Below are 3,683 nucleotides of genomic sequence, written 5' to 3' on the forward strand. Positions count from 1 at the left end.
GGAGCACGACGGCGTCATCGCGGTAGGACCGCGAGGCAAAGGATTGTTGGACCACGGTTAATCTTCGCACTGACTGCCGGAAAGCCGGCAATCCCGGCGCGTTGCGTGCCGGGACCGCCGGCACGCAACGCAGACCGGTATCAGGCGCGGGCGTCCCGGACGGCGCGGTTGACAGCGGAAATGACGGCCTTCAACGAGGACATGCTGGTGTTCGCATCGATGCCGACGCCCCACAGGACCCGCTCCCCCACGGCGCACTCAACGTAAGCGGCCGCCAGGGCGTTACCGCCTTCGGAAAGAGCGTGTTCGCTGTAGTCCAGGACACGCACGTCCATGCCGTCTTCGCGCAGGATGCTGAGCAGCGCGGCGATGGGCCCGTTTCCTGTTCCGGTGCGTCGGACCTGCACACCGTCCACCGTCAGGTTCGCGTGCAGCGTCATGCCGCCGTCTTCATCGGTTTCTGTGCTGACAGCGCCCAGGGCGTAGCGGCCCCATTGTCCGTCCGCCTGGCTGGAGGGCAGGTACTCGTCCTGGAACGCCTGCCACAGCTGGGCGCCGCTGACTTCGCCGCCAACGGTGTCGGTGCGCTTCTGGATGACGCCGGAGAATTCCATCTGGGCGCGCCGCGGCAGGTCCAGGCTGTGCTCGTTCTTGAGCAGGTACGCCACCCCGCCTTTACCGGACTGTGAATTGACGCGGATGACGGCCTCGTAGGTGCGGCCGAGGTCCTTGGGGTCGATGGGCAGGTACGGGACCTCCCAGTTGTAGTCCGCCACGTCCACTCCGGCTGCCGCAGCATCCTTCTCCAGCGCCTCGAACCCCTTCTTGATGGCGTCCTGGTGTGAGCCGGAGAAAGCGGTGAAGACCAGGTCCCCGCCGTATGGTGAGCGTTCGGCGACCGGCAGCTGGTTGCAGTATTCGACAGTGCGGCGGATCTCGTCGATGTTGGAGAAATCGATCATGGGGTCAATACCCTGGACGAACATATTCAGTCCCAGCGTGACGAGGTCAACGTTTCCGGTCCGCTCACCGTTGCCGAACAGGCAGCCTTCGATCCGGTCCGCGCCGGCCAGGTAGCCCAGCTCTGCGGCCGCGACGCCGGTGCCCCTGTCGTTGTGGGGGTGCAGGGACAGGATGATGCCTTCCCGCGGGTGGAGGTTCCGGCTCATCCACTCGATGGAATCGGCGTAGACGTTCGGAGTGGCCATCTCAACGGTGGCGGGCAGGTTGATGATGACCTGGTTGTCCGCCGAGGCTTCGAAAACATCGGCGATGGCGTTGCAGACCCGTACGGCGTAATCCAGCTCCGTGCCGGTGAAGGACTCCGGGGAGTATTCGTAAGTGACGTGGGTGTCACCAAGGGTTTCCTCGTACTTCTTGCACAGCCGCGCACCCTGCAGTGCGATGTCCAGGATTCCGTCTTGGTCCTGGTTGAACACGACGCGGCGCTGCAGCACGGACGTGGAGTTGTACAGGTGGACGATCGCCTGCTTGGCCCCGACCAGGGACTCGTAAGTCCGTTCGATCAGGTGTTCGCGTGCCTGCGTCAGGACCTGGATGGTGACGTCGTCCGGGATACGGTTGCCCTCGATGAGCTGGCGGACGAAATCGAAGTCTGTCTGGGATGCGGAGGGAAAACCGACTTCGATTTCCTTATAGCCCATGCCCACCAGCAGCTCGAACATTTTCATTTTGCGTGCCGGGCTCATGGGGTCAATGAGTGCCTGGTTTCCGTCGCGCAGGTCAACGGCGCACCAGCGGGGGGCTTTGGTGATGACCTTGTCCGGCCAGGTCCGGTCCGCCACCTCAACGGTGATCAGGTCCTGGAACGGGCGGTAACGGTGGGCAGGCATTCCTGAGGGCTTCTGTGCGTTTCGCATTACTTATCGGGCCTTTTCTTTGGTTCTTGTGAAAGGGAGGCCGGGCAACACAAACTCCGCGACGAGGATGGGCCTTGCGCTAGATCGCGTCTGAGGCCTCGCCGCGGCAGCTAAGGAGAAGGAGCTCTGCGCGCACCATTTGAGAGTAACACGCGTGCGTAAGATGGAGGAGCTACAACTCCTCTAACGTCCACCATGCAGACGCCGCACCGGTGCCAGCGCCGGCAGCGGCACGTCACACGAAGGAGCTTTCGTGCCCATCTCCGGGATCGACTTGTCCACCATCGACCACACCGTCCGGCCGCAGGATGACCTCTACCAGCACGTCAACGGCGCATGGCTCAAAGCTACGGAGATCCCTGATGACCGGCCGTTGGAAGGGACTTTCACTGCCCTTCGGGACGGGGCTGAGATTGCGGTCCGCGAGATCATCGAAGAAGCGGCGGGCAAGGGCGAGGCTGCCAGCGGCATCGAGCGTAAGGTCGGCGAGCTCTACAACAGCTTTATGGACGAAGCCACGGTGGAGGCGAAGGGAATGGAGCCTATCCGCGGGCGCCTGGCCGAGGTTTTTGCCACCGGCTCGGTCTCCGGGCTGGTGGCGCTGGCCGGCAGGCTGTTCCGTTCGGACGTCTCCGGGCTTTTCTACATTTACCCGGCGCCGGACGCCGGCAACCCGGACCGTATCCTGCTTTACACGGGCCAGGGCGGACTGGGGCTGCCGGATGAGTCCTATTACCGGGAAGAGAAGTTCGCCCCAATGGTCAGTTCCTACACAGACCATGTGCGGACCATGCTGACGCTGGCAGGAATCGAGGATGCGCCCGCCGCGGCCACACGGGTTGTGGCCCTCGAAACCAGTCTCGCCTCCCATCACTGGGACAACGTGACCCTGCGTGATCCGCAGAAGACCTACAACCTCAAGTCCGCCGAGGAAGCAGCTGCCCTGTTCCCCCTCCTCGGCACCTGGTTTGACGCCGCGGGAGTCGACGCCGATAAACGGCAGGAGATTGTGGTCAGCACGCCGGACTTCTTCAGCGGAGCCGCCGGCCTGCTGGAGTCGGAGCCGTTATCCGTCTGGCAGGAGTGGCTCGCCCTGCGGGTCATCAACGCCGCAGCTCCCTATCTGTCCTCGGAGTTTGTGGAAGCCAACTTCGCCTTCTACGGAACCACCATCAGCGGCACTCCCCGCAACAAGGACCGCTGGAAGCGGGGAGTGGCCGTGGTCGAAGCCGGACTCGGCCAAGCCGTGGGCCAGATTTATGTCGCGAAGCACTTCCCCGAGACACACAAGGCCCGGATGCAGACTTTGGTGGCCAACCTGATCGAGGCCTACCGGCAGAGCATTACGGCTTTGGAATGGATGGGCGAGGAAACGAAGGTCGAAGCCCTGCGGAAACTCGAGGCATTCCGCGCAAAGATCGGCTTTCCGGACGAATGGATCGATTACTCGGCGGTGGAGATCGACCCCAACGACCTCCTGGGTAACGTCGAGCGCGCCCATAATGCCGACGTCGACCGTCACCTGGACGAGGTGGGCAAACCGGTGGACCGCAACAAATGGCTCATGACACCGCAGACGGTGAACGCCTACTACCATCCGATGCTCAATGAGATCGTCTTCCCGGCCGCCATCCTCCAGCCGCCGTTCTTCACGGCGGATGCTGATGACGCGGTCAACTACGGCGGTATCGGCGCCGTGATCGGCCACGAGATCGGACATGGTTTTGACGATCAGGGCTCACAGTTCGACGGCGGCGGAGCCCTGCGGAACTGGTGGAGCGTGGAAGACAGGAAGGCATTCGA

At 63.2% G+C, this 3,683-nt stretch carries 2 protein-coding genes; one reads left to right on the forward strand and one right to left on the reverse strand.

What is annotated here, in order from left to right; genetic code table 11:
* Positions 1-140: 140 nt before the first annotated feature.
* Positions 141-1,880, reverse strand: a complete 1,740-nt coding sequence (gene leuA / locus DBR22_RS21575) for a 2-isopropylmalate synthase (RefSeq protein ID WP_108600671.1) — start codon at positions 1,878-1,880, stop codon at positions 141-143.
* A 253-nt stretch (positions 1,881-2,133) separates the two neighbouring features.
* Between leuA and DBR22_RS21580 the strand changes: the two genes are divergently transcribed.
* On the forward strand, positions 2,134-3,683 hold a 1,550-nt coding region (locus DBR22_RS21580), incomplete at its 3' end, for a M13 family metallopeptidase (RefSeq protein WP_108600672.1).

The organism is Arthrobacter sp. HMWF013 (assembly GCF_003061105.1).
In the GTDB taxonomy this organism is placed as follows: Bacteria; Actinomycetota; Actinomycetes; order Actinomycetales; family Micrococcaceae; genus Arthrobacter.

What these genes read in the sequence shown, in the direction of transcription:
- leuA (WP_108600671.1), bottom strand. Translation starts at nt 1,880, where the DNA reads ATGCGAAACGCACAGAAGCCCTCAGGAATGCCTGCCCACCGTTACCGC.